General features: G+C 39.1%; 28 protein-coding genes. 9 read left to right on the plus strand and 19 right to left on the minus strand.

Translation table 11 applies throughout. The annotated features are described in order from the left end of the window. Positions 1–32: 32 nt before the first annotated feature. The gene (locus MHI57_RS14555) at positions 33–173 is read right to left on the minus strand and encodes a hypothetical protein (RefSeq protein WP_340977004.1); all 141 of its coding nucleotides are present in this window, start codon (positions 171–173) and stop codon (positions 33–35) included. A 41-nt stretch (positions 174–214) separates the two neighbouring features. On the opposite strand from MHI57_RS14555, the gene MHI57_RS14560 reads away from it, so the two are divergent. Beyond that, complete coding sequence (locus tag MHI57_RS14560; protein ID WP_340977006.1) at positions 215–751, plus strand: hypothetical protein; 537 nt, start codon at positions 215–217, stop codon at positions 749–751. 230 nt (positions 752–981) lie between these two features. Here MHI57_RS14560 and MHI57_RS14565 read toward each other — a convergent pair whose 3' ends face one another. The 8 genes from MHI57_RS14565 to MHI57_RS14600 all read right to left on the minus strand — a co-directional run bounded on the left by MHI57_RS14565 (position 982) and on the right by MHI57_RS14600 (position 9588). Then, positions 982–1818 carry a MetQ/NlpA family ABC transporter substrate-binding protein gene (locus tag MHI57_RS14565; protein WP_340977008.1) on the minus strand — a complete coding sequence of 279 codons (837 nt, stop codon included), beginning with the start codon at positions 1816–1818 and terminating at the stop codon, positions 982–984. Between the two features lie 22 nt (positions 1819–1840). After that, the gene (locus tag MHI57_RS14570; protein WP_095371406.1) at positions 1841–2503 is read right to left on the minus strand and encodes a methionine ABC transporter permease; all 663 of its coding nucleotides are present in this window, start codon (positions 2501–2503) and stop codon (positions 1841–1843) included. Next, positions 2496–3242, minus strand: a complete 747-nt coding sequence (locus MHI57_RS14575) for a methionine ABC transporter ATP-binding protein (protein WP_095371405.1) — start codon at positions 3240–3242, stop codon at positions 2496–2498. The genes MHI57_RS14570 and MHI57_RS14575 overlap by 8 nt, the downstream gene beginning before the upstream one ends. Positions 3243–3421: 179 nt before the next feature. Then, positions 3422–4171 carry an SDR family NAD(P)-dependent oxidoreductase gene (locus MHI57_RS14580; protein WP_340977010.1) on the minus strand — a complete coding sequence of 250 codons (750 nt, stop codon included), beginning with the start codon at positions 4169–4171 and terminating at the stop codon, positions 3422–3424. A gap of 474 nt (positions 4172–4645) precedes the next feature. After that, positions 4646–6145: a malate:quinone oxidoreductase gene (locus tag MHI57_RS14585; protein ID WP_224936923.1), complete on the minus strand. Its 1500-nt coding sequence runs from the start codon at positions 6143–6145 to the stop codon at positions 4646–4648. 472 nt (positions 6146–6617) lie between these two features. Further along, the gene (locus MHI57_RS14590; RefSeq protein WP_340977012.1) at positions 6618–6980 is read right to left on the minus strand and encodes a YxeA family protein; all 363 of its coding nucleotides are present in this window, start codon (positions 6978–6980) and stop codon (positions 6618–6620) included. Continuing rightward, complete coding sequence (locus tag MHI57_RS14595) at positions 6981–8834, minus strand: ABC transporter permease (RefSeq protein ID WP_340977013.1); 1854 nt, start codon at positions 8832–8834, stop codon at positions 6981–6983. Further along, positions 8821–9588 carry an ABC transporter ATP-binding protein gene (locus MHI57_RS14600; protein ID WP_322909885.1) on the minus strand — a complete coding sequence of 256 codons (768 nt, stop codon included), beginning with the start codon at positions 9586–9588 and terminating at the stop codon, positions 8821–8823. The genes MHI57_RS14595 and MHI57_RS14600 overlap by 14 nt, the downstream gene beginning before the upstream one ends. 150 nt (positions 9589–9738) lie before the next feature. Between MHI57_RS14600 and MHI57_RS14605 the strand changes: the two genes are divergently transcribed. The 4 genes from MHI57_RS14605 (at position 9739) to MHI57_RS14620 (ending at position 12835) form a co-directional block, all read left to right on the plus strand. Further along, positions 9739–10452: a response regulator transcription factor gene (locus MHI57_RS14605; protein ID WP_340977015.1), complete on the plus strand. Its 714-nt coding sequence runs from the start codon at positions 9739–9741 to the stop codon at positions 10450–10452. 10 nt (positions 10453–10462) lie between these two features. After that, positions 10463–11845 (plus strand): sensor histidine kinase, encoded by a 1383-nt coding sequence (locus MHI57_RS14610; protein ID WP_340977017.1) that lies wholly within the window; start codon positions 10463–10465, stop codon positions 11843–11845. A gap of 187 nt (positions 11846–12032) precedes the next feature. Then, positions 12033–12443 (plus strand): VOC family protein, encoded by a 411-nt coding sequence (locus tag MHI57_RS14615; protein WP_307316299.1) that lies wholly within the window; start codon positions 12033–12035, stop codon positions 12441–12443. Positions 12444–12457: 14 nt separating this feature from the next. Beyond that, complete coding sequence (locus MHI57_RS14620; RefSeq protein ID WP_289435015.1) at positions 12458–12835, plus strand: VOC family protein; 378 nt, start codon at positions 12458–12460, stop codon at positions 12833–12835. 160 nt (positions 12836–12995) lie between these two features. Here MHI57_RS14620 and MHI57_RS14625 read toward each other — a convergent pair whose 3' ends face one another. The 4 genes from MHI57_RS14625 to MHI57_RS14640 all read right to left on the minus strand — a co-directional run bounded on the left by MHI57_RS14625 (position 12996) and on the right by MHI57_RS14640 (position 16054). Further along, entirely contained in the window at positions 12996–13310 is a 315-nt protein-coding gene (locus tag MHI57_RS14625; protein ID WP_340977020.1) for a hypothetical protein, read from the minus strand. 270 nt (positions 13311–13580) lie between these two features. Next, positions 13581–13769, minus strand: coding sequence for a hypothetical protein (locus MHI57_RS14630; protein WP_340977022.1), 189 nt, complete (start codon positions 13767–13769; stop codon positions 13581–13583). A 265-nt stretch (positions 13770–14034) separates the two neighbouring features. Next, positions 14035–15480 carry a protein adenylyltransferase SelO gene (locus MHI57_RS14635; RefSeq protein ID WP_322909890.1) on the minus strand — a complete coding sequence of 482 codons (1446 nt, stop codon included), beginning with the start codon at positions 15478–15480 and terminating at the stop codon, positions 14035–14037. Between the two features lie 94 nt (positions 15481–15574). Further along, complete coding sequence (locus MHI57_RS14640) at positions 15575–16054, minus strand: GNAT family N-acetyltransferase (protein ID WP_307319541.1); 480 nt, start codon at positions 16052–16054, stop codon at positions 15575–15577. A 127-nt stretch (positions 16055–16181) separates the two neighbouring features. On the opposite strand from MHI57_RS14640, the gene MHI57_RS14645 reads away from it, so the two are divergent. Further along, positions 16182–16718, plus strand: a complete 537-nt coding sequence (locus MHI57_RS14645; RefSeq protein ID WP_340977024.1) for a hypothetical protein — start codon at positions 16182–16184, stop codon at positions 16716–16718. Positions 16719–17296: 578 nt separating this feature from the next. Further along, entirely contained in the window at positions 17297–17497 is a 201-nt protein-coding gene (locus MHI57_RS14650) for a YjzC family protein (RefSeq protein ID WP_095371392.1), read from the plus strand. Positions 17498–17534: 37 nt separating this feature from the next. On the opposite strand, the gene MHI57_RS14655 is transcribed toward MHI57_RS14650, so the two are convergent. Further along, positions 17535–18500, minus strand: coding sequence for a helix-turn-helix transcriptional regulator (locus tag MHI57_RS14655; protein WP_340977026.1), 966 nt, complete (start codon positions 18498–18500; stop codon positions 17535–17537). 110 nt (positions 18501–18610) lie between these two features. On the opposite strand from MHI57_RS14655, the gene MHI57_RS14660 reads away from it, so the two are divergent. Next, positions 18611–19090 (plus strand): GyrI-like domain-containing protein, encoded by a 480-nt coding sequence (locus MHI57_RS14660; protein ID WP_289435023.1) that lies wholly within the window; start codon positions 18611–18613, stop codon positions 19088–19090. Positions 19091–19131: 41 nt separating this feature from the next. On the opposite strand, the gene pdxR is transcribed toward MHI57_RS14660, so the two are convergent. Then, a complete protein-coding gene (gene pdxR, locus MHI57_RS14665) occupies positions 19132–20523 on the minus strand; it encodes a MocR-like pyridoxine biosynthesis transcription factor PdxR (protein WP_340977029.1) in 1392 nt (463 codons plus the stop codon). Positions 20524–20633: 110 nt separating this feature from the next. On the opposite strand from pdxR, the gene MHI57_RS14670 reads away from it, so the two are divergent. Then, on the plus strand, positions 20634–21170 hold the full coding sequence (locus tag MHI57_RS14670) for a pyridoxamine 5'-phosphate oxidase family protein (protein WP_281202976.1): 537 nt from the start codon (positions 20634–20636) through the stop codon (positions 21168–21170). Here MHI57_RS14670 and MHI57_RS14675 read toward each other — a convergent pair. The 4 genes from MHI57_RS14675 to MHI57_RS14690 form a co-directional block, all read right to left on the minus strand. Beyond that, positions 21066–21851, minus strand: a complete 786-nt coding sequence (locus MHI57_RS14675; protein ID WP_340977030.1) for a hypothetical protein — start codon at positions 21849–21851, stop codon at positions 21066–21068. The two genes, MHI57_RS14670 and MHI57_RS14675, sit on opposite strands and share 105 nt — an antisense overlap. A gap of 131 nt (positions 21852–21982) precedes the next feature. Next, positions 21983–23428, minus strand: a complete 1446-nt coding sequence (locus tag MHI57_RS14680; protein WP_340977032.1) for a DEAD/DEAH box helicase — start codon at positions 23426–23428, stop codon at positions 21983–21985. Between the two features lie 121 nt (positions 23429–23549). Further along, a complete protein-coding gene (locus tag MHI57_RS14685) occupies positions 23550–24800 on the minus strand; it encodes a vWA domain-containing protein (RefSeq protein ID WP_340977035.1) in 1251 nt (416 codons plus the stop codon). 83 nt (positions 24801–24883) lie between these two features. Further along, positions 24884–25111 carry a DUF3953 domain-containing protein gene (locus MHI57_RS14690; RefSeq protein ID WP_340977037.1) on the minus strand — a complete coding sequence of 76 codons (228 nt, stop codon included), beginning with the start codon at positions 25109–25111 and terminating at the stop codon, positions 24884–24886. Positions 25112–25318: the final 207 nt, after the last annotated feature.

Raw genomic sequence — 25318 nt, forward strand, 5'->3', positions numbered from 1 at the left:
TTCCCTGTTTGCGCGCACTTCTTTCCCTTTCTTCACTCGCTTTTGCGCGTATTTCCTATTTGCGCGCACTTCTTTCCTTTTCTCCACTCACTTTTGCGCGTATTCCCTGTTTGCGCGCACTTCTTTCCTTTTCTCCACACTCGCTTTTGCGCGTATTCCCTATTTGCGCGCACTTCTTTCCTTTTCTCCACTCACTTTTGCGCGTATTCCCTGTTTGCGCGCACTTCTTTCCTTTTCTTTACTCACTTTTGCGCGTATTTCCTATTTGCGCGCACTTCTTTCCTTTTCTCCACTCACTTTTGCGCGTATTCCCTATTTGCGCGCACTTCTTTCCTTTTCTTCACTCACTTTTGCGCGTATTCCCTATTTACGCGTACTTCTTTCCTTTTCTCCACTCACTTTTGCGCGTATTCCCTATTTGCGCGCACTTCTTTTCCTTTCTTCACTCGCTTTTGCGCGTATTCCCTATTTGCGCGCACTTCTTTCCTTTTCTTCACTCACTTTTGCGCGTATTCCCTATTTACGCGTACTTCTTTCCTTTTCTCCACTCACTTTTGCGCGTATTCCCTATTTGCGCGCACTTCTTTTCCTTTCTTCACTCGCTTTTGCGCGTATTCCCTATTTGCGCGCACTTCTTTCCTTTTCTTCACTCACTTTTGCGCGTATTCCCTATTTACGCGTACTTCTTTCCTTTTCTCCCTCGACTTTTGCGCGATCATCCCGCTTCATTTCCCACCAACCAATTCATTAAGAAGGTACTGATTCAATACATCAGACTCACATAGACAGACACATTCATAAAATGCAACAAGAGGCTGGGACAAAAGGTTTTCCGCAAATGAAAAAAACGAACTAATATTTGAAGCTCTATTTTAGAGCTTCAGATTAGTTCGTTTTTTATTTTTTTTCACATGTTTAGTTAAGAATTAGAAGTGAATAATTTAGTTTTGTTCCAGCTTCTAGATCATAGACATTTCTATGTTATTCGAATGCCGGAATCGCCGTTTCATCATAATTTTCTTCTAAGAATTTTTTCACTTCAGGACTTGTCATTGCTTCTGCAAGTTTTTGAATCGCTTCTGAATCTTTGTTATCTTCGCGAGCGACAAGTGTAATGGCAAAGTCATTATCAATACCTTCTGTTAGTAGTGCATCACTTTTTGGTGTTAAGCCCAGTGGTGCAGCATAAGCAGGAGTCATTACGACTGCATCAGCATCATCATACATTCTCGCTAGCATTAATAAATCTACCTCTTCGAACTGATAATTCCTTGGATTAGATGTGATGTCTGATTTCGTATAATATGGACCTGTTTTTTCTTTTAATTCAATCACATCATGTTGTGCTAGTAATGCTAATGAACGGTCAATATTGGATACATCATTGGCAATGGCAATCGTTGCTCCTTCAGGTAAATCAGCTATTTCTTCAAAGTTCTTTGCATAAACACCATAATTGGCAAAATAAATCTCTTGTATTGCCACTAAATTCGCATCATTACTACGATTGTACTCTTCCATATAAGGCACATGTTGAAAAAAGTTTGCATCTACTTCTTTTGCCGCTAAAGCTGTGTTGGGTTGCACATTATCACTTAGCACAACCATCTCTAGATGAATGCCCTCTTCTTTCAGTTGTGGCGCTACTAACTCAAGAATCTCTGTCATCGGTGGAATAAGTGAAGCGACTTTTAGTGTTACCTCTTCTTTACTGTCACCACCATTTGTTTGTTTATCGTCTGCTTGATCTTCTGTTTCTTGACCACAAGCAGCAAGCATCAAAATACTTAGTATCATTAAAGCAAATAGTCTTTTCATATTGTCCTCCTTCAGTATGTAATCATCTCTTATCAATCACTCTCGCAACTGTTGTCCCAATAAACTGGATGCACTGTACGAGAATGACCATAATAATGATCATATATATCATTAAATCCGTCATAAATTGTTGATATCCATAGCGAATGGCGAAATCACCAATTCCTCCACCACCTACTACCCCCATAATAGTGGAATAAGATATAAAACTAATAATTGAAGTCGTTAAGCCAAGGACTAGCCCTGAACGTGCTTCGACAAACAAAAATTTGAAGACAACTTCGACAACCGATGCCCCCATTGCCTTTGCTGCCTCTATTACGCCTCTAGGGACATCTAATAAAGACTGCTCTACAAGGCGAGAATAATGTGCGATAGCGATAATAGAAAGCGGTACAGTTGCTGCCGCTGTGCCTATCGCTGTCCCAATAATGAACCTTGTAAAAGGAATCAAGAAGACGACTAATAATAAAAATGGAAAAGAACGAATCGTATTAACCAATAAATTTAAAATCGAAAAAACAGCTCGGCTTTCTAGTAAATTCCCTTTTCGACAAAGAAAAAGTAGTGTTCCAACAGGGAGTCCCACGATGACAGCGGCAAGAATAGACATCCCCACCATCGCAAAAGTCTCGCCAATCGCTTGCCATATTTCCGCCTCATACCTTTGCAATACTTCAGGCATCCCCGCTCACCTCACCTGTTAATTTTTCAATAAAATATTCAGGGGTGTGGTCAACATCAGGGATGCCTTTTGGCTCTAGCTCGATTGTCTTATAGACAGAACCATCTGCCATGACCGATACGCGGTGACAAATACTTTGTATAACCTCCATCTCATGGCTAACAATGACAATCGTGACCCCTAATGTACGATTAATCTCCTCTAGCACAGCGAGAATTTCTGCTGTTGTATGAGGATCAAGCGAAGAAGTTGGTTCATCGCATAATAACACCTTAGGCTCGTTCGCAAGGGCTCTAGCAATCGCCACTCTTTGTTTTTGACCGCCACTTAAACTTTGTGGGTACTGCTTTTCCAAATGAGCAAGACCGACGAACCTCAAGCATTCCATCACTCTTTCTCTTCGTCGATGCTTCGGATAGTTTGCTAGCTGAAGACAAACCTCGACATTATCATAAATGGTTAAATTCGCCACAAGATTAAAATGCTGAAAAATCATCCCCATTGATTTTCTCGCTTCTCTTAACTGTTTTGGTTTCATCGTCATCAAGTTTTTTCCATCAACAACGACTTCACCGCAATCGGGTACTTCAAGCAAGTTCATTAACCGTAGTAATGTCGATTTCCCCGCTCCACTTGCACCAATGATGCCGTAGATCTCGCCTTCATTTACTTCGATATCAACCGCTTTAATCGCTTCATAATCAGCGAAGCGTTTACTTATATCATGCATTTGAATCAAATGAAATAAACCCCCTTTCCATTTATGAAAGGTAATCAATAACGGATATATTATAGCTCAATCCCTCTATAATGTCATTTTGACGGGCATTTACAAACATTCTGTCTACTTATAATGATGGAATCTGAATTAGAGACAAAAAAATCCCCCGCCATTTATTTTGGTAGGAGATTTTTGAATTAATGTAATTTTATTGATCCACCATCAACAAGAATAGTTTGTCCAGTAATGTAGTTTGAATCTTCACTTGCTAAGAATACAGCTACTTTTCCGATATCATTTTCAGGATCACCTAAACGGCGTAATGGAATCTTATTTACCATCGCATCATATGCTTCTGGCGCATGTTGCTTCCATTGTTCAACACCTGGTGTTAAAGCAATTGGAGAAATCAAGTTAATATTAATATGATCAGGTCCCCATTCATTTGCTGTTACACGTGTGATGGCACGTATCGCTTCTTTCGCAGCAGCATAAGCTGTTTGTGTCACTTGTCCATCAATTCCCGCTCCTGAAGCAAAATTAATGACTTTTCCTTTATTTTTCTTTAACTCAGGATACGCCGCTTGCATAAAGCGAACCGTTGGATAAAAACCAGTGTTAAAAGAAAGGTCAAAATGTTCTTGAGTTGTTTCATTAAAGAGCACCTGTTTAGATACATGTGCATTATTTACGAGAATATCAAGTTTACCAAACTTCCTAACAACTTCTTCAACAATTTGCGTAATGTTTTCTTGTACTGTGATATCTTTGATAAACAGTATACCTTCTGTGTGAACACGAATCTCTGCTAATGTCTCTTTCCCTTTTTCTTCATTCACATCAACAATGGCAACATGCGCGCCTTCTTTCGCCATCGCAAGCGCCATTCCTCTTCCGATTCCAGAAGCACTCCCAGTAATAATCGCAACCTTACCATTCAATTTCATGAGAAAGACCCCTTTATTAAAATAATATATTTAGACGTCTAAATACTTTACGAATAAATCATATCAGATTATATTAGGATCTGACAATAGATAATACTTACACACTAAGGGAAATATAGGGTTTAGAATAGCAACATTACGGACGGAATTCATAAATGATTTATTGTTAACTGGAGAGGGAAAAGGGTTTGTATGGAAAAACGCCAGGGGACTAAAGGGCTGTGTTCACAAAAGTTACATTTATTCTGTCAGATTATGTGGGTAATTCGCCTGTGCACAATCATAAATACGCTACTCTGGAACTCGTATCTAATCACAATCATTTTCCAAAATTCCTCTGATTTTCAACTATTTATCATGCGGCTGTTCGGACAGGCTTACAATATTCCCCACCAATCAATAACCATTCATAAACACAAAAAAACCTGAACATTCCACACTTCAGCTGTGATGTTCAGGTTTCTCTCTCATATATTAATTATGAATCGCTTTATTTTGATCTAAACCGAGCGCTCGGTCAGTCGTTTGATTTACTTTTTGGAGTAACTCCGGATTTTCTGATAAAGAAAGACCGTAAGATGGTACCATCTCTTTAATTTTTGGCTCCCAATCTTTTATGTTTTCTGGGAAGCAGCGCTCAATGATATCCAGCATTACTGGAACAGCTGTTGATGCCCCTGGTGATGCGCCTAATAAAGCAGCTATTGAACCGTCGCCTGCCGTTACCACTTCAGTACCAAATTGGAGCGTCCCTTTTCCGCCTTCTTCTGTATCTTTAATCACTTGCACACGTTGACCAGCAATGACTAATTCCCAGTCTTCACTTTTTGCATTTGGAACGAATTCACGTAATTGCTCCATACGCTTTTCTTTTGACTGTAGCACTTGCTCAATTAGATATTTTGTTAAGCCCATTTCCTTCACACCAGCTGATAACATGGTTAACACATTGCTTGGCTTAACAGAAGTGATTAAATCAAACATGGATCCATTTTTTAAAAACTTTGGTGAGAAGCCGGCGAATGGACCGAATAATAATGATTTTTTGTTATTAATGTATCTTGTATCCAAATGCGGCACAGACATTGGTGGTGCACCCACAGGCGCTTTACCATAAACTTTCGCATGGTGCTGTTCAACGATCTCTTGGTTTGTACAAGACATAAATATTCCACTTACAGGGAACCCGCCAATGCCTTTCCCTTCAGGAATACCTGACTTTTGTAGTAAGTGTAAGCTACCGCCTCCACAACCGATAAAGACAAAGTCTGCTTTATGGTTTTCCAGGTTTCCACCTGCATGGTCACGTACTTTCACTTCCCAGCCGCCATCTCTTGTGCGTTTTAAATCATCTACACTATGTTGATAGTGCATTTCCACACCTTGAGACTCTAGTTGTTGGAATAATAAACGTGTAAGAGCACCGAAGTTTACATCTGTCCCTGAATCGATTTTTGTTGCGGCAATCGCATCAGTAGTTGCACGGTTTTCCATAATTAATGGAATCCATTTTTTTAATGTTTCATGATCTGTCGCATACTCCATACTAGCAAATAGTGGATTGCTAGACATTGCTTCATGACGTCTTTTCAAAAACTCTACATTTTTTTGTCCTTGCACTAAACTCATATGTGGCAAAGGCATAATGAACTCTTGTGGTCTTCTAATTAATTGACTATCAACTAGATAAGCCCAAAATTGTTTAGAAACTTGGAACTGCTCGTTAATATTGATGGCTTTCTTAATATCAACAGAACCATCTGGATTTTCTTTCGTATAGTTAAGCTCACATAATGCAGCATGACCTGTACCTGCATTGTTCCACTCATTTGAACTTTCTTCCCCTGTTTTATCCAATTTCTCAAACACTTTGATTTTCCAGTCTGGAACTAATTCTTTTAAGAGCGAACCTAAAGTCGCGCTCATAATCCCAGCACCAATTAAAATCACTTCTTTGGTTTCCCCGTTGCTCATTTTTTACCATCCTTATACCGTGAAATTTGCAGAGAAAATAAGACAATAGTCTAACCTACACCAAAAACGCTTCTCTACCCTTCCAGTTGTTGGTCGATGTAGGCAAACGTTTACATTGTGCAGGCACCTTCTCTTTAAAATGCGCTAATTAAATGTCATCAATCTTTGCAAAATATATATTTCTCAATACTAATTATACTATAAAATTGGCAATTATCCATCATAGAAGAAATTCTTCTCCCTCTATAATAGTATAAATCCTATTTATATTATATAAAATTTTTTGATATTTGACTGAAAAAAATAATGGAAAACAGATAAAAGTTGGAAAGTTCCGCGCATTTTTTCTTAGTGGGTATTCTTTTATTTGCTTTTAACGGATATTTTGCTGTTTTATTCAACTTTACCATTCTAATTATTTATTATTCCAAAATACTTAAAAGCCCCCGAAAAAAATTTCAGGGACCTATCTTTACGATTTTATTTTTTCTATTACTTCTGAAGGAATATCACTTTCTTTTACTTCATCGTAAGACGTGACTTCATTACTATCATCAAGATAAAGCATTAAGTAGGCATCCTCACGCAAAGCTCTAGAAGCAGAGAATTCTACTGCGATTACTTTGCCCTTTTTATTATAAGCTGGCAGCTCATACCAATACCTTTTCATCACTTCTCCTGATTCTAATGTTTCTTCTTCTACTCTCGGCTCTTCATTTAATTGAACATACGCATTCTCTTTGCCTAAACGATTAAAATCTATATTTATTAATAGAATAACTGCCACAATAAAAACGATGACAATTCCTCCAATAACCCCAGTTGTCTTCTTCATTTATCTCTCCCCTAACATTGAAAATATCGTCTTTTGAAAGCTTCTTATCGTTAAGAAATAATAGATGAAATAGATCATTGTATATGCTAGCATCCATATTACTACTGGTATAAGCAGATTCATCATTAGCAAATTAGAAAATGCAACTAAGGCGATCGCTCCATGCATTAATCCAAGTAGTAGTGGTGCCGTAAAGATCATTCCCACCTGATGTCTAATCGTTCGTTTCATTTCTTTTTGTGACACACCAATTTTGTATAACACTTGATATTTCCCTTTATCTTCTTCTGCTTCAGTCATCATCTTAAAGAAAATGATGCTTCCCGTAGCGACTAAGAATACGAGTCCAAGAAAGCTTCCAACAAATAGCATAGAGCCTGAAGCTTCAATGGAATCTTTATATTGTTGTGTTGCACTTGAAAATTGTTCTGTAGAAGCAGCTAAATCATCTGATAGTGCTTGCTGCTTTTTATAATCTTCCACTTGAACCGCTTGGTAGGTCACCTGCGGGCTGTCTATTTGTTCAAACAAAGCATTTGTTACAACTAATAATTTACCTCCCATTGTGAAGGTATTAACAACGGATCGATCCTCGTAAGCGATCACATTTAATGTCTGCTTATTAAGCTTAACCTCATCTACTTTCGTCGACCAACGCTCATCATAATACGTATCCAGGATGAATGCCTCTTCCTGATTAATGGTAGGGAGGTCCTCCCACCCTTGTCGTGTAGCCAATTGCTTGAAGGTTGAATAATCCATTACTTGGTAGTCAATTTCCATGTCACCTTCAGCTATACGGACAGTTTTACTTTTGATTTCCTCTTCATACACAACAATGTCTTGTGTAATTTTCTGTGGCTCGCCCTCCCACATAAATGTAATAGGCGTATAGGTCTCTATTTCTTTGTCCGCATTATAATAAAGCCCAAATACCGCACCACCAGCAGTAATTGTTGTTGCACTTAAGGTTGCAATCACTGTTAGTGTTCGTGCATTCCCACGAATGCGGTGCAATAGCTGTGACGTTGTCCATAGATTTAAGCCTTTCCAAGCCCAGTTCTTTTGATTTTTTAATTTCGATAAAATATAGACAAGTACACTATTAAAAATCAGATACGTTCCTAACACAGTTAATCCAATAATCACTAATGGCATAGCTACACTCAGTAAGCGCCATACTTCTGAAGTCATCAAATCTTGCAACGCCAACCAATAAGCACCTGCTAATGATGCCACACCTAATACAGCTGAGATAAGACGTGCTTTCGGCAATTCCTCGCCTTTCTTTTCTGCGTGAAATAAATCAATTAACTTAAAACGATAAATAACACGATAACCTTGTAATGACGTAAATAAAAACAGAATCATAAAGACGATGACTGTATTAACAACTGCACTTGGTGAAAATGCTAGACTGCTCATTACTTCTAGTCCCATTAATTTTAATAAAACCATTAAGAGGAGTTGTGATAATAAGAAGCCCAAGCCAACACCAATAATTAAGGCAATTACGCCAATAACGATATTCTCGAAAAAAAGCATAAAACCGATGGAGCGTTTACGTACCCCAAGTAAGGAATAAAGCGCTACTTCCTGCTTCCTTTTTTTCATAAAAAAAGAGTTCGAATAAAGGATAAATACAGCAACAAAAATAATCAGGACAAATGCAGATGCACTCATAATACTACTGACTTGCTTTGAGACTGCTGCCAAGGCAGTGATGTCTTCACTATATTTCAACGTGACAAAAGTAAAATAAATGATAATAGAGAAAATCATCGAGCCGATGTACAGCCCATAACTCTTCACATTTCGACGAATATTCTTGATCGCTAAATCAAATAGCGTCATTATCGTCACCGCCTAGCTGTGCCAATTCCGCTAAGATCATTTGGAAAAACTCTTTCCTCGTATGTGAACCACGATAGATTTCCTTTGATAATTGGCCATCTTTAATAAAAAGAATTCTTCGGCAAAAACTAGCAGCATAAGCATCATGCGTAACCATCATAATTGTTGTTTCATGCTTTTCATTTAATTGGCTCATGCTTTCTAGTAAGTCTGTTGCTGACTTTGAATCCAAAGCACCAGTCGGTTCATCAGCAAAAATCAATTTAGGATTCGAAATCAGTGCACGACAAGCTGCCGTTCTTTGTTTCTGACCTCCAGATATTTGATAAGGATATTTATCCAATAAAGAAGCAATCCCGAAAGTATGCGCTAATGTCTCTACTTTTTCAGCCATTTCCTTTGCTGATTTTTTAGCAATCGCCAGTGGCAAGACAATATTTTCGCGAACAGTTAATGAATCGAGTAGATTGTAGTCTTGAAAAATAAAACCTAAATGATCACGGCGAAAATCCGCTAACTTCTCTTCTTTCATTTTGGCAATATTGTCTTCTTCAATATAAATATCACCGTTTGTCGGAGAGTCAATTGTTGCCAATACATTTAGTAAGGTAGACTTCCCAGCTCCTGATGGCCCCATAACGCCTACAAATTCCCCATGGTTAATGTCAAATGATATATTCTGAAGCGCATGAAATGTGTTTGCACCTTTTCCGTATATTTTTTCTACCTTTTTTACAACTAATAATGATTCCATATATTAAGCACCTCTTTCTTATGTCTCTACTTTACCTCCCCATCCTTACACTAAATTCACTTCTACCTTACAAAATCCTTAAATTGTATATAATAATCGTTAAACACTGTTAAGATAAGGCTAATAGATAGATGAAAGGAAGGAATTATTGTGGAACAGCCTCGTATTCTAATCGTTGATGATGAACAAGATTTATGTCAGCTCATGCAAACTTCTCTAAAAAAAGAAGGATTTCAATCGATACAAACAGCAGGTACAGTTAAGAGTGGTTGGGAACAATTCCAGGCTTTCTCCCCAGATTTAGCGATTCTCGATGTGATGCTTCCTGACGGTGAGGGCTACGATTTATGTAAAAAAATCCGTGAAGTCTCGAGAATTCCAATTTTATTCCTATCCGCCAAAACAGATGAAATCGATAAGATATTAGGATTGGCAATTGGCGGAGATGACTATATTACAAAACCATTCAGCCCAAAAGAAGTTGCTTATCGTGTGAAAGCGCAACTCCGACGTGCTGGCAGCTATTCACAACAGATATCTGAACAAACAATGATAGAAACAACGATGATGACTGCCGGTCCTTTTGCCTTAAATAAAGAACAAACAGAAGTGTACAAGCAGGATCAACGCATAGAACTAACTGCTAAGGAAGTTGGGTTAATGGCTTGTTTTATCCGAAACCCAAATCGAATACTTAGTAAGGAAACATTGTTTCAAACCGTGTGGGGTGAAGACTTCTACGGAGCAGATAATACTTTAATGGTTCATATCCGCAGATTACGTGAGAAAATAGAAGATACCCCCTCCAAACCGACCTTCATTACGACGGTTAAAGGGCTCGGGTATCGACTGAATGTAAAATAGGTGAGGACAAATGAAATGGAAATTAACTGGTAGGTATTTATTCTCAATTTTAAGCATCGTTTTCATCGTCATCATTGTTAATACAATGGTTTTAATTGGTTTGCTTATTTATCAGCAACAACAAGGCATTGATCAAGTAGAAAGTGGTTCAGCCGAACGATTCACCCGTTCTTTTTCTAACTATTTAACATTAGAAAATGAACAACCAACTCTTTCAGCTGAAGGAGTAGAAGCGCTAGAATCATTCGGTGCGTGGCTGCAAATTTTAAATCAAAATGGAGAGGTGATTTCCTCTAAATTTGCACCTGATGGAGTTGCAAATCATTATAGCCCTGTAGAACTTGTACATAAATATAAGTATATGGACGATCATTTTAATACGTATTTCCTCGGGGAATTCGAAGAATATAGTTACATCATTGGTGTCCCCCAAAGTAAAGAGGAGCGCGTTACTTTTATGATGGATACCACTTCAGTCATTACGTATGTCTTCAAAGCAATCATTGCCATAACGATTGTTGATTTGATTATCGCAGCTATTGTTGGGCTACTCTTTAGCACAATACTGACCAAGCCTGTTCATTATATGATTGAACGCATTTCTCAACTTAAAGCACGAAATTTCACTGTTCAAAAGACGAAACGAGCAGGTATTTATAAACCTGTGTTTGCCAATCTGAATGAAGTTTCCACTACCCTTCAAGCGCATGAGGAAGAACGTAAAAAACTCGAAAATATGCGTAACGAATGGATAAGTAATGTTTCCCATGATTTAAAAACACCGCTTGCCTCCATTCGCGGCTATGCCGAGTTATTAAATGAGGAGCAAGTTTCCCACGCGGAGAGACAGGAGTACGCAGAAGTCATTGAGCGGCAATCTCTTTATATGAAAGAACTACTAGATGACTTTAACCTAACACTGCGATTACGCAACCAAGAATTACCTTTGCACATACAAGAAATAAAGGCAGAACGATTTACGCGGGAAATTGTTATAGACATCCTGAATGATCCTCGTTATGACGGCTATCATATCAATTTTGAAAGTGATGATCCGGCACTCATTTGGTCCATCGACCAGCATTTAATGAAACGAGCTCTATTGAATTTTATTCACAATGCCCTTCTGCATAATGCATCAGACGTTGAAGTAGATATTCGTCTAGAAGCTGGAAAACTAATCATTGAGGATAATGGAAACGGCATCGCTCCCGACGACCTAGAGCAAATTTTTGACCGATACTACCGTGGCACTAATACAAAAGCACAAGGTACTGGGCTTGGAATGGCGATTGCGAGAGATATCATTACAGCCCACGGTGGCACCGTTTATCTGACAAGTGAACAGCATCAAGGTACAAAGGTTGTTATTGCATTAAAAAAGCAAATGTAACGAGTTAATACACCCCTCCTAGACTTATAAAAAGGGGTGTATCTCTGTTATGAAGAATGATAAAAAGGAATGAAGTATGTTCTTTTTACAGAATATTCTAAATTAAAATTGACTACCTCATAGCATGTCTCTATAATTAACGTGAAATCAGTCTTACCATTAACTACGAAAGAGAAGGTGACAAGAAATGTCTTTTCAACCTAAAATGACATTTATTAATTTACCTGTGAAAGACCTAAAGAAGTCAATGGACTTTTTTAAACAAATTGGGTTTACTTTCAACGACGATTTCACGAACGATGACGCCGCATGTATGGTCATCAATGAACATACTTTTTCCATGCTGATGACAGAGGGACAGTTTAAAAACTTTACCGCCAAAAACATCATTGATTCCAATGACCAAATTGAGGTCATTACATCCTTTGCTGCTGAAAGTAGAAACCAAGTCAATGAAATCATTAAAAAAGCGCTAGATGCTGGTGGTAGATTGGCATCTGAAGCAAAAGACTTTGGATTTATGTATCAAATGGGCTTTCAAGATCTTGATGGACATACGTGGGAAGTCATATATATGGATAGTCAAGCGACAAGATAAAGGAGGCAATTATTTTGACCCTATCTCTAGGACAAATCATGTTATACGTCAACGACCAACAAACAAGCTTGCAATTTTGGATAGAAAAGATCGGCTTCAAACTGATCGCGGAAAATGACGAAGGGGATTTTAAATGGTATGAGGTTGCTTCGTCCGAACAAACAGAAACAACGATTGTCCTTCAAGATAAACAAACCGTGGCAAAGATGAGCCCTGAATTAAACCTTGGGACACCCTCTCTTATGTTTTATACAAATGACATTGAAAAGCTCTACCAAACATACAAGAATAAAGAAATCACAGTAGGAGAGCTCGTTGAAATGCCTTTTGGTAAAGTATTCAACTTTGCCGATAACGAAGAGAATTATTTTGCGGTGATGGAGAAGAACTAGGTTAGCAAACACACGGGCTGTAGGTTCGTGTGTTTTTTTGTGGTAGGTGATTGACTGCAATTGCCTATGGCTGTTACTTCTGTTTCACTGCTGATTCAGGCAATTTTTGCTACTGACGCGGGTTTTTGACGCGTTTCTTGCTTAATCCTATCAGGTTTTCCTACTGGCTCCGTTTTTTGACGCGTTTCCTGCTTAATCCTATCAGTTTTTCTACTGACTCCGTTTTTTGATGCGTTTCTTGCTTAATCCAACCAATTTTTCCTACTGTCACCGTTTTTTGACGCGTTTCCTGCTTAATCCAACCAGGTTTTTCTACTGACTCCGTTTTTTGACGCGTTTCCTGCTTAATCCAACCAGGTTTTTCTACTGACTCCGTTTTTTGACGCGTTTCTTGCTTAATCCAACCAATTTTTCCTACTGACTCCGTTTTTTGACGCGTTTCCTGCTTAATCCAACCAGGTTTTCCTACTGACACCGTTTTTTGACGCGTTTCCTGCTTAATCCTATCAGGTTTTTCTACTGACTCCGTTTTTTGACGCGTTTCCTGCTTAATCCTATCAGGTTTTCCTACTGCTTCTGTTTTTTGACACGTTTCCTGCTTAATCCTATCAGGTTTTTCTACTGACTCCGTTTTTTGATGCGTTTCCTGCTTAATCCTATCAGGTTTTCCTACTGACTCCGTTTTTTGACACGTTTCTTGCTTAATCCAATCAGGTTTTCCTACTGTCTCCGTTTTTTGACGCGTTTACTGCTTAATCCTATCAGGTTTTCCTACTGTCTCCGTTTTTTGACGCGTTTCCTGCTTAATCCTATCAGGTTTTCCTACTGCTTCCGTTTTTTGACGCGTTTCCTGCCTAATCCTATCAGGTTTTTCTACTGACTCCGTTTTTTGATGCGTTTCTTGCTTAATCCAATCAATTTTTTCTACTGACACCGTTTTTTGACGCGTTTCCTGCCTAATCCTATCAGGTTTTTCTTCTGCTACGGGTTTTTGACGCGTTTCCTGCTTAAGCCATTCAATTTTTCCTACTGACTTCGTTTTTTGACGCGTTTCCTGCTTAATCCAACCAGTTTTCCCTACTTCTACAGGTTTTTGACCCGTTCGGTTTCTCGCCGTATCCGATCAATTTTGCAATCGCCACAAAAATCCCCATAAACATGCGTAAAAAAAAAAAGCAAGGGTCACGCCCCCGCTTCTTTTACGTCCCGCAATATGTTTGATAATTATCATCCTGTACCGGCACCTCTTTATACTTCTCCTGCTCTGCCGTATGCGCATATGGATGAGCGAGCACCGCTAATAGCTCCTCAAATAAATGATAATCCCCTTTGTTCACCGCTGCAGTTAATGCTTTTTCAACATAATAATTTCGTGGAATAACAGCTGGGTTATGATTTTTCATTAACTGTTCCACTTCCGCTTCTGAAGCTTCCTGTCTCTTTAACCGCTCTTGCCAACGAACTATCCACTCTTTGAACGCTGGCTGATCTAATGTTCGATCGGTCAGGGCGATGAATGTGTTCGTATAATCCGCGCCTTGCTCCTTCATGATTTCGAGTAAATCATGAATAAGAGCCTTATCTGATTCTTCTGCTGTAAACAGACCGAGTTTGGCCCTCATTTCTCCGGTCCACTTATGAATATAGATACGATTGTATTCGCCGATTTTCTCTTGCGCAATTTTCACCGCTTCCTCGGTTTCATCATGTAATAAGGGAATCAGTGACTCTGCGAAGCGCGCCAAGTTCCAACCAGCCATATATGGTTGGTTCCCATATGCATAACGACCTTGAACATCAATGGAGCTGAATACCGTTGCTGGGTCATACGTATCCATAAAGGCACATGGTCCATAATCAATCGTTTCCCCAGAGATCGTCATATTATCCGTGTTCATGACACCGTGAATAAAACCGACCGCTTGCCATTTAGCAATCAACCCTGCCTGAACTTCGATCACTTTGCGCAACAAGGCCACGTATGGATGGTCTTCTTTTAAAAGCTCAGGATAATGACGCTCAATGGTATAATCAGCTAACGCCTGCAATTCTTCCGGTTTCGTGAAGGTAGCTGCAAATTGAAAAGTGCCTACACGAATGTGACTCGCCGCCACTCGTGTCAAAATGGCCCCTGGTAATAAAGTTTCGCGTGCAATATCATCACCCGTTTCGACTACAGCTAAGCTTCTCGTTGTTGGAATGCCCAAACCATGCATCGCTTCACTGATGAGATACTCCCTCAACATCGGTCCAAGCGCCGCACGCCCATCCCCACCTCGAGAATACGGTGTTCTGCCGGCACCTTTCAACTGAATATCAACGCGATCACCGTTTACCGCCAACTGTTCCCCTAAAAGTATGGCGCGCCCATCACCTAGCCGATTAAAATGACCAAACTGATGTCCTGCATAGCTTTGTGCAATCGGCTCACTGCCCTCTGGCAATTGGTTTCCGGCTAACACCTTAATGCCCTCTTCACTCTGTAACCACTCTTTATTAATCCCTAAACTTTCAGCTACTTCTTTATTCCATTGCACCATCTCTGGACCACTTGCTCGCTGTGGTTTTGTTTCTGTAAAAAGACCGGGAGACAGCTTCTTATAACTATTTTGCAAATTCCAGCCTGACACATGTCTTTCTGGCATTCTTATCGCCTCTCCTTTTGTATCATATTTGTTTTATTATATCTCTTCTTTTATGAAAATAAAAAACAGCTAACCTCTTTTATTTCCTGTAACTTTAACTACTCAGAATATAAAGATCTTCGTTATCCCTTTTTGCAAATGAAAATTTCTTTAACAAATGGATAGACGAAGCGTTCTCAGGATGAACACTCGCATAAATAGTAGAAATATTTAATTTTTTATTTGCAAATGCTAGAAGTAAGGTGATTGCGTCTGTCGCATAACCTTTTCCCCAATATTGCCTGTCTAATCCATACATGAGGTAGTATCTTTTATTGACATCGTCAAAAGTAAAACCTGCATAGCCCATATAATCATTGTTTTCCTTAGAATAAATAGAAAACTCCCAATTTCCGTTTTCACCAAAGGTCTGACATTGCTCAGCATATAATAACTCTCTTTCCGCATAACTTATTTGAGGAATGCCTCCCGTATACTTTCGTGCATCCTTATCATTAAGCATATTCCAAACATAAGGAAATTCTTTCAATTGGGGACTTGCTAAATAAATATGACTACCTATGAGTTTCATCATTCACATCTCCTCTTCCTCAGTCAAATTTACCATACGAGGAACTTGAGTATATCGATAAATTTTTATTGTTTTTCAATAAATTACATTGTATCCTATATATGAAATAATTTTATTATGGAGGGTTATAATGTCTTTAATATTATTTGTTGGTTCACTCATCATGTTAGTTATTATATTCTTTAAAAACCCCATCCTCTCTCAACTTGGCAAGGGGAATCCATTCGTGCACCTTTTAAAAAAGACGCCATGGTTCCAATCATATTGGGGAGCTGGAATTCTCCTATTCTTCATGAATACAGCCCTATTTTCTACTACCATTCTTGCTCTTTATATTGTGGGCTATTTTGTCATTCCCTATGTTCACTTAATTTTTATGGTTTTAGCCGTATGCACAAGCATCTATTTATGGGTGGCAGTAAATAAAGCCTGGCAGGGCTCAAAAGGGGATAGATTAAAGTTAGCCACTATTGGAAGTAGTTTCTACATGGGATTAACCGTTTTATTTACTTTTTTGTACATCACTCTTGAGCCATCCTATCAAGGAGAGGATATTTTCATGCAGGCTATGGGGTTATTTCTAGCTATAATCGTTACAACAACTGCATGGATTACATGTTTTTTCATTACGGGGTTCTACCAACAAAACATGGAAAAGATACGTTAAGAAATTTTCACATAAATATAGCAGCAAAATGGATGAGGACCTTGGACAAGCAATATTTTTAAACATAAAATCAATAAATAGTAGCTTGAGTGATACTCCCGTTTTGACATAATCGGAGTTAGATGTTTATTATGCTAAGGCAAAGTCCTTAAATCTATGTCTACGTTAAGGAGTGTAGAATATGAACAAGAAGTTAAAGCTGTATTTTATGGGATATTATATATTTTTCCCTTTAGTATTTATAATTAGTTTCTTTATTTGGATGTATCTGGTTAAACAAAATCATTTATGGACTGTATTATCAGATGGTACATCTATCATCGGATTGTATTATATGATTACAAGTATCGTTTTTGTATTTTACTTTAAGAATAAAATTTGAAACGAAATGGTCAAAAAATCATACTGTGTGGTTAAGAATAAGTCAGAAGCATTGCGTTTACTAGCTTGTTCTTTTGAAGTTTTCTTCGAAAAAAATTCCTCAACAGCCACAATGAAATAAAGTTGAACTTGCTTCTGGTTTAGCCTGTATAAACGCGGGTAAATAGAGACAAACACCCCTAAAGGAGGTAAGATTTATGGCAATTGGAGAGAGATTTAAAACAGGTCAACGTTCCACTGCTCATGCTTACTACGAATGGGATGGTTATACAGATGGGACGCGTACACCTAGTCCAACCGGCGAGGAAAAGAAAATCCAACTAGAAACCGAAGAAGTTTTCCCACCGATTAGCTCTTGTGACAAAGGGGCTTTTTGGCGAAAAACATCATACGCATAACGCAACGCCAATCTAGCTTATTGCTGGGTTGGCGTTTTTATTGGCTTTTCTTTCTCTTCTGAAATTTATAGAGCCTCTCTTCTAAAGCTGTATAAACCTCTCTCGGCACCTCCACCAATTCTACATCCTCACCAAGAAAGAGCAACCAACTGGCTATTTCCTCTAGTTGATCTCGTTTCTCCATGGTGACATATATTTTTGCTATAGCTGTTGTTTGATAGGGGTCTGTATAGGTAAGGGCCACATTGAAAGGATGATACTTTTTATATTGAGCAATGGCTTTTGGTCCAAGTTTCATGACGATATTGTCTTTCACATGATGTTCAGCCATCTTTTTTAGCATGCTGTTTCTGCTTAATCTTTTTTTCGTATGAAAGACGTTCACTTCGGTCAAATGATCGACTGCTATCAGCCTTTTCTTTTCTTCGCTTATATCAAAGCCTTCCACCCACCAGATGTTTTTCTCACGGTAAAGGTGCATAAGATAAATAGGATAGTCCACATCGTTAATAGAAAGGGTCATATAACGGTCTGTTAGTACCAATTGAATCAGTTTTTCTAACATCGGGTGAGGTAAATCGGATAGTTCTAAGAGTTCAGGATTATAAGGGTTCGTTCCTTCAAATAAGAGAATCTTATTTAAAAGCACGAGATCATCTTGTTGGGCTTCTGAAATCAGACCGAGTAATTTTTCAGCTAACGATTGGCGACTCTTTAAATAAGGTAATTGCAAGTTTCTCGTTGCCATAAAGGCTATAAATAGTGCTTTTAACTCGTTATCAGTGAAGCGAACAGAGGGAAGTACAGCGTTTTTCATGACAGCATAACCACCGTCTCTTCCCACTTCCGCAACAAGAGGGACACCCATACTTTCGATCTCGCGTATATCTCGTATCGCTGTTGACCGAGAGATTTGAAATTCCTGCATGATTTCTGAAATCGTAAAATGGGCACGATTATTAATGTATCGCATCATGACATTAATTCTTTCAACCTTTTTCATCTCAGTCTCCTAAACAGTATCATTTTTTGACATGATTTAAAGTTATTATAAACTCATCAAATGAAAACACCAATCATTTGGTCAAATTTCAAGAAAGAAGGACGATAAAAATGGCTAATTATTCATTACAAGAAAAAGAAGGTTTCGTCGTATTAGGCTTTGGAATTGAAATTGTAGCGGACTATAGAGACCAAGAAAGCATCAATCAACAGAAAAGCGATTTCTGGGAAACTGTGAAAAAGGATGGCACACTTGAGCAGCTTCAATCCGTGGCAGACAATAATTATATTTTCGCAGTCAACGAAGCGGTCAATAACAAAATGATGCATTATGCAGGCGTGATGACTGAAAAGACATTACCTGATGCAACGAGAATTATCCAATTTCCTAAAGGACCCTACCTCGTTGTCGAAGGGAAAGCTGACTCCGCTCAAGAATTAAGTAATCAACTAACAGCTGTGGCCTTTGGTCAAGCATTAGTAGAAATGACTGACTATGCCTATGTTGGCGGACCAAACACAACAGTGGAAATGAGTGAGGACAACGGTACAGTATACGGTGAAATGTGGATTCCTGTTGTTAAAAAATAATAGGAATGGTGATCCCACTTTTAAAGTGGGATCACTTTCGTTTATATGCAACTAGCTAAAAGCGCAATTCCCTCTTCAATTTCCTCAATGGATAGTCCACCAAACCCAAGCATGATATACCTTTGGCTGTCGCTAATTGGATATAGCCAAAAACGTGAAGGGGTGTAAACTTTTACACCTTTTTTTAACCCTTTTTCAATCACTTGTGGTGCTGCATGCCCTTGTAATTCTAGGAGGATATGTAAGCCCGATTTTTCCCCAATAATTTTTACTTTATTGCCTAAATGTTGCTCAATACTATTTAATAGTGTTTGATGTTTTCTCTGATATGTTTTTCTCATTCTCCGAATATGCCGTTCAAAATCACCTGCATGCATAAACTTAGCCATAGCTACTTGTATCATTGGTGAAACTGGCTGATTATAATCAGGAAACATCTGTCCGTACTGCTTCATTAATGAAGGTGGAAAAACGATAAAGCTCATGCGCATGGAAGGGAGAAATGATTTTGAAAAAGTTCCTAAGTAGATGACTTTTTCTTCTTCATCTAGCGATTTGAGCGAGGGGATAGGCTGACCTTGATAACGAAACTCCCCGTCATAATCATCCTCGATAATATAACCAGCTGATTGATAAGCCCAGTTAAGCATTTGCGTTCTTTTACCGACTGGAAGAATCATCCCAAACGGAAATTGGTGAGAAGGGGTCACATAAACGGCTTTTGCCTTACTTTTCTGTAGATGATAGATAGATAAACCATCTTTCTCGAGCGGCACAGGGACCATCTCACAGCCTTGATCAACAAAGACGGTACGCACCCCACTATAGCCCGGCTCTTCTATCGCCACCTCTTTTCCCTGCAGTTTCAAAAGTCGGCAAATAATCTCTACTGCTGATTGTGTGCCACTCGTAATCAAAATCTGCTCTGGTCTCGTATGAACTCCTCTTGATTGCAATAAATAGGTGGCAATCTCTTGCCGTAATAACCATTCTCCTTGCTTATCGCTATACTGAGATAACGTCTGTCCTTCCTCTTCGATGGCATGAGAGAGAGATTTTTTCCAACTTTTAAAAGGGAATTTTTCTACATCGATGTTTCCATATTCAAAGTCAATCATCGTCTTAGATGATGACTTCCTTTCAATTATTGCTGGTGATGCCTCTTCTGAAGATTGCGAGAGTCGTTCCTCTATTTCTGCCACCCAAATCCCACTGCGAGGTATACTCTCAAGATATCCTTCTGCTTGTAACTGCTGATACGCTGCGTCCACAGTATTTCTACTAATCTGCAAGTGATGGGTCAGTTGCCTAATCGATGGCACCTTTGTCCCCGGCAATAGCCGTCCCTCTTCAATTTCTGTCTTCATCCAATGATAAAGCTGACTATAAAGTGGTATCGTTTTTTCCCTGTGAATAAATGGTGTGATTTCCATCCCACATAACCCCCAACTGTCCCTAAGAAACTTTCCCTTTCTGGCACTTTTCTTAAATACAGATTTTTCTTACGATTATTTTAACATTTACAAAGAAGGATGGGATGGAAATGTCATATGAAATTCGCAATCAAAAATTAGCGTGCACAGATCAGGCCCTAATTGAACAACTAATAAGTAATACACGTACAGGCTATCTGGGATTAACTGATGGTGATCATCCTTACGTCGTTCCGTTAAACTATACCTGGATGAACGGATCGCTCTATTTTCACGGTGCTGCTGCCGGCAGAAAAATTGAAATAATCCGCGAGAACCCTCATTGCTGTTTCACCATCGCAGAAGATTACGGTACAATGGTTAGCCCGATTCCGGCGAAAACGGACACTGCCTATATGAGCGTTATGCTTTTCGGGCAACTCCAAGCCGTAACCGACATAACAGAAGCCACCGCCGCTATGCAAGGCATGCTCGATAAATACGTCCCCGGATACTACGATAAAAAACTGGCTCAAACTCATGTGGAAAAATACCAATCTTCTTTAGGGAGTTATACGATGGTTTTTAAATTGACACCATCTGAGGTGACGGCGAAGGAGAATAAAATGGTGGAGGAGGCTCGGTTTTATCCTGGGAGAAGGGTATGAAGCTACGGTACTTCTTAAATCGATCAGAAGGAGAGGGGAAGTTTTTGCTCTACTTAATGCACCTATAAAAGCACCTTCGTTTGCGAACGAGGCGAAGACATGTATGGCTAACGCACGTAAATCTTGTTCCTTTTCTCTCGGCTTTTGCACGCATCTCTTGTTTTCGCGCAATTCCCCTTCCTCTTTTCTCGGGTTTTGCTCGTATCTCTTGTTTTCGCGCAATTCTCCTTTCTCTTTTCTCGGGTTTTGCGCGCATCTCTTGTTTTCGCACAATTCTTCTTCCTCTTTTCTCGGGTTTTGCGCGTATCTCTTGTTTTCGCGCAATTCTTCTTCCCCTTTTCTCAAGTCTTGCGCGTATCTCTTGTTTTCGCGCAATTCTCCTTTCTCTTTTCTCGGGTTTTGCGCGCATCTCTTGTTTTCGCGCAATTCCCCTTCCTCTTTTCTCGGGTTTTGCTCGCATCTCTTGTTTTCGCGCAATTCTTCTTCTTCTTTTCTGAGCTTTTGCGTGCATCCCAGCTTTTCGCGCAATTCTTCTTCTTCTTTTCTAAGCTTTTGCGCACATATCCGTTTTACGCGCAATTCTTCTTCTTCTTTTCTAAGCTTTTGCGCGAATCCCCGCTTTTCGCGCAATTCTCCTTCCTCTTTTCTCGGGTTTTGCGCACATCCCCGCTTTTCGCGCAATTCTCCTTCCTTCTTTTCGGGGTTTTGCGCGCACCTCCTCTTTTACGCCCAAAGCCCTTTTATTCATCCTTCTTCTTATAGATCATAAAAAAAAGTGAAGATTCCCAAAGATTCTTCACTTCTCTACCCGTTTATTTCCTCGCCACATGGACTTTCAATTGCTTTCCTTTGACAGTTGTATGCTTCATTGTTTCCAACACAAGCGGACCTTTATCATTTAGAATTTCTACATAGGATGCCGTATCTTGGATAGTAATAATCCCTATGTCATCGGCGGTGACACCGTCTATTTTAGCGATGGTTCCAACGAAGTCGACTGCTCTAAGTTTCTTTTTCTTACCGCCATTGAAATAGAGTTTCATGATCTGTTTATTTAACTTTTCGCTTTTCGCCTCTTTTAATGGTGGTTCGCTGTTCAGCTTTTCTAAAAATGCCGGCCTCGCCGCTGACACTGCCGCTTTCGAAGGCGCTTCAGATGCTGGGATTTGGAAGCCAATATATGCTTCTATTTCTTTAAGAAATTTATCTTCACGCGGTGTCACAAAGGTAATCGCCTTACCGTGATGTCCTGCTCGCCCTGTTCTTCCTGTCCGGTGCACATAGCTTTCCTTCTCTAACGGAATATCATAATTAAAAACGTGCGTGATTCGATCAATATCAATTCCTCTTGCCGCGACATCCGTTGCAACTAAGTAACGGAATTCACCTCTGCGGAAGTCTTCCATTACTTCTAAGCGATCGTATTGTTCCATACCTCCATGAATCATATCACAGTCGTACCCTTTATCGGTCAACTCGTCACAAAGTGTATCAACGCGCTCCTTCGTTCGACAGAAAATAATCGCACTATCTGGATTTTCAATAGTTGTCACATCCGTTAACAATGACAACTTCTCGTTTTCTGATACCGTATAAAGACTATGTTCAATTTGCTTTGTGGTCAGCCCGCTAGCTTTGACCTCAATATCTATAGGAGTTTCCATATAATCAAGTGATAACGTTCTTACGCGGTCAGGTAGCGTAGCTGAGAAAAGATACGTATTCCGCTGTTTCGGCATCTCCTCAATAATCGCTTCAACTTGTTCGATAAAGCCCATATTAAGCATTTCGTCGGCTTCATCAATGACTAAATATTTCACTTCATCGAGCGCGAGCGTACCCTTTTCAATATGATCAAGCACACGTCCAGGCGTACCAACGACAACATGCACTTTCTGCTTTAACTCATTCTTTTGGATATGAAACGGTTGTTTACCAACGACTGCTGCTGCCTTAATCCGTTTAAAACGGCCAACATTGATGATATCTTCTTTCACCTGTACCGCCAGTTCCCTTGTTGGTGTCAAGACAATCGCCTGCGGCTTATTTTCCTGCCAATCGACTAACTCACAAATCGGAATAGCGTAAGAAGCCGTTTTCCCGCTCCCTGTTTGTGATTTCACCACAAGGTCAATCTTCTCAAGTATTAACGGTATCACCTTTGCTTGTACTTCTGTTGGTGTATGATAATCTAAACTATCCAACGCTTTTATCATCTCATTGCTTAATGGATAATCTGAAAAACTCTTTTTGGTCATGTGAAAACCTCATTTTTTTCTTATTATTCTCGTTCATAAACTTCTATTATACAGTATCCAAATACGAAAGAGAAAAAAGGTCTGTTCATACACCTAATCCAATCCTCGAAACGCGATCACTTTATTGAATCATGCCATGTTGTTTAGCTGATGTCAGCCATGATGGGAACTCATCTAATAACCGATTATATAATTCATCATCTGTAACCTTATCTAAATCATCCAATGCAAAGAAACCGGCATTATCAATGACTCTTCCAGGTAATTGATCCAGTTTTTGTAGTACACCATAATTGGCATTGCCAATGCCGACGAATTGCCAAAATAAGTTTTCCTTGGAACAATCAATAAGGATTTTTGATATCTTATGATCCAAATAAATGCCGCCATCACTAAAAAAGATAATGTATGTAGGTAAATCACTGCGAGGGTCTTCCTTTACATATTTCTTAATGACATCTTTCATCACCACAGGCTCGTTATTTCCTACTCCTAGCCCACTAAATATTTTGGGACGAGGATAAGTTCTCTCAATATAACCCTCATAATCCTTTTCTGTTACGCTGTTTGCCCGCATAGACTTAGAACCGAAAAACCACACATCTAATTCACCATCATCGTCCATACATGCAGCAACCGCTAGAACACGTTCGAATGCGCGCTGTACCACGCCTTTTTCATATAAAAGTGACATCGACCCAGAAGCATCAAATACAACCGCTACCCGTGCTCTCACTTGCTGTATTTTCTTCTTTTCTAAAGAAATGGTTACTTTCTTCTTTAACAAATCAATTTTGGATAGATGAATGGTTGCATTTGATGGTGTGGGCTTTTGTTCCTGAACAGAAGGCGCCACTTCTTCCGCTACCTTTACACCAAACGATTCAGCTAAAGGCTTTAACCCACCATTAAACCCTCTTCCTATTGCGCGGAATTTAAAGTAAGACTGATAGCGATAGACCTCCGCAAGTACTAGCGCCCGCTCTTCTGTCGCATCATCTACCTCATAATGAACCATTCCTTGAGGACTATTAACAGTAATGGCTAGTCCTTGAACCGTACGAAATGTTTCCTGCCCATCAAGCGTAGCGGTAAACGAACAGCTTTGAATTACTGAAGATAGTTTGTCTAAATTTATGGTAAACACAACTAGCTTCTCTTTATTTTGTTGCAGAAAGACACTCTCTTCCGGATCTTTCTTTTGGTTATAAAAAACCATGTAATCATCCGAAGGTACATGACTGTCCCCTGTAACTAGGAAAGCGCTAATGTCTAATTCAACCTCTCCTTGCCATTTAACCTCGATTGTAACTAATCCCTCTTTTGGAAGTTGGATATTTGCTCCTTTTCTAAGGGAAACCGTGTTCGGCATAACCATCATCTCCAACCTTTTTCTTTCCATTATAAGCTTAAAATGGTTGGGAAATGGAAAAAAATATTTTATAGGCTCTAACTTCATAAGAGTCTTTCAATGGATACATAAAAGGAAAATAAAAATACAACAATGAGAAATACGCCCATTCCCTTCTCTTCTTTCTTAAATGCTTCGATCCCCAAAGCCAGCATAGTAAGACTTAAGAATAAAATCATGATACCCACAAACGTAAAATCTTCCGTCACTACTCCATATGTAGCAAATAAGAGAGTAACTACAGATAAGACATAACGAATTATTTTTAACAAAATCAACCCACCTTTCTTACATAAACAAATTGGGTCCTTTAGTTTCCTTGTTTTGTGACACTCTTAATCTATCATACTTCTCTTTTGCGTTTATGTTAGTATCAGATGAAATAAATACCCTATGTAGAACGATATAAGAAAAACGACGAATTTAATAAAAAAATGACAGAAACGTTTGTGATTATTCCTTAAAATAAGTATAGTTAG

This window comes from Cytobacillus sp. FSL K6-0129 (assembly GCF_038007625.1).
GTDB classification, from domain to species: domain Bacteria; phylum Bacillota; class Bacilli; order Bacillales; family Cytobacillaceae; genus Cytobacillus; species Cytobacillus kochii.

Excerpts from the sequence above, each read along its gene's own strand:
- MHI57_RS14565 (WP_340977008.1), bottom strand. The coding sequence starts at position 1,818 with ATGAAAAGACTATTTGCTTTAATGATACTAAGTATTTTGATGCTTGCT.
- MHI57_RS14570 (WP_095371406.1), bottom strand. The coding sequence starts at position 2,503 with ATGCCTGAAGTATTGCAAAGGTATGAGGCGGAAATATGGCAAGCGATT.
- MHI57_RS14580 (WP_340977010.1), bottom strand. The coding sequence starts at position 4,171 with ATGAAATTGAATGGTAAGGTTGCGATTATTACTGGGAGTGCTTCTGGA.
- MHI57_RS14585 (WP_224936923.1), bottom strand. The coding sequence starts at position 6,145 with ATGAGCAACGGGGAAACCAAAGAAGTGATTTTAATTGGTGCTGGGATT.
- MHI57_RS14590 (WP_340977012.1), bottom strand. The coding sequence starts at position 6,980 with ATGAAGAAGACAACTGGGGTTATTGGAGGAATTGTCATCGTTTTTATT.
- MHI57_RS14595 (WP_340977013.1), bottom strand. The coding sequence starts at position 8,834 with ATGACGCTATTTGATTTAGCGATCAAGAATATTCGTCGAAATGTGAAG.
- MHI57_RS14600 (WP_322909885.1), bottom strand. The coding sequence starts at position 9,588 with ATGGAATCATTATTAGTTGTAAAAAAGGTAGAAAAAATATACGGAAAA.
- MHI57_RS14610 (WP_340977017.1), top strand. The coding sequence starts at position 10,463 with ATGAAATGGAAATTAACTGGTAGGTATTTATTCTCAATTTTAAGCATC.
- MHI57_RS14615 (WP_307316299.1), top strand. The coding sequence starts at position 12,033 with ATGTCTTTTCAACCTAAAATGACATTTATTAATTTACCTGTGAAAGAC.
- MHI57_RS14635 (WP_322909890.1), bottom strand. The coding sequence starts at position 15,480 with ATGCCAGAAAGACATGTGTCAGGCTGGAATTTGCAAAATAGTTATAAG.
- MHI57_RS14640 (WP_307319541.1), bottom strand. The coding sequence starts at position 16,054 with ATGATGAAACTCATAGGTAGTCATATTTATTTAGCAAGTCCCCAATTG.
- MHI57_RS14645 (WP_340977024.1), top strand. The coding sequence starts at position 16,182 with ATGTCTTTAATATTATTTGTTGGTTCACTCATCATGTTAGTTATTATA.
- MHI57_RS14650 (WP_095371392.1), top strand. The coding sequence starts at position 17,297 with ATGGCAATTGGAGAGAGATTTAAAACAGGTCAACGTTCCACTGCTCAT.
- MHI57_RS14655 (WP_340977026.1), bottom strand. The coding sequence starts at position 18,500 with ATGAAAAAGGTTGAAAGAATTAATGTCATGATGCGATACATTAATAAT.
- MHI57_RS14660 (WP_289435023.1), top strand. The coding sequence starts at position 18,611 with ATGGCTAATTATTCATTACAAGAAAAAGAAGGTTTCGTCGTATTAGGC.
- pdxR (WP_340977029.1), bottom strand. The coding sequence starts at position 20,523 with ATGGAAATCACACCATTTATTCACAGGGAAAAAACGATACCACTTTAT.
- MHI57_RS14670 (WP_281202976.1), top strand. The coding sequence starts at position 20,634 with ATGTCATATGAAATTCGCAATCAAAAATTAGCGTGCACAGATCAGGCC.
- MHI57_RS14680 (WP_340977032.1), bottom strand. The coding sequence starts at position 23,428 with ATGACCAAAAAGAGTTTTTCAGATTATCCATTAAGCAATGAGATGATA.
- MHI57_RS14685 (WP_340977035.1), bottom strand. The coding sequence starts at position 24,800 with ATGCCGAACACGGTTTCCCTTAGAAAAGGAGCAAATATCCAACTTCCA.